Below are 436 nucleotides of genomic sequence, written 5' to 3' on the forward strand. Positions count from 1 at the left end.
GAAAATATTTCGTATCCCTTTTAGTCGAAACGGAAGTCGAACCCATCGAAAAAACAGATTCTTCTGTAGGTGTGGATGTTGGATTAAAAGACTTTGCGATTCTTTCGGATGGAACAGTTTACAAGAATCCAAAATTCTTTCGTTCTTTGGAAACTAAACTAGCAAAGGAACAACGCAAACTATCCAGAAGGAAAATACAAGCGCTCAAAGATGGTCGAAAATTATCCGAATCGAAGAACTATCAGAAGCAGCGCATCAAAGTTGCCAACATTCACGAAACTATCAAAAACAAACGCACCGACTACCTTCATAAAATCTCCACCGAGATTGTCAAAAACCACGACATAATCGGTATCGAAGATTTGTTGGTAAAGAATATGATGCTCAATCGAAAATTAGCTAAATCCATCTCAGAAGTAAGTTGGGCGGAATTTCG

The 436-nt window shown here is 38.3% G+C and carries 1 protein-coding gene; it reads left to right on the forward strand.

Features of this window, described 5'->3' with window-relative positions:
• On the forward strand, positions 1-436 hold a 436-nt coding region (locus tag ACYQ4S_RS12335; RefSeq protein WP_459771466.1), incomplete at both ends, for an RNA-guided endonuclease TnpB family protein.

The sequence above is a fragment of the Alkalibacterium sp. s-m-28 genome, from assembly GCF_054658175.1.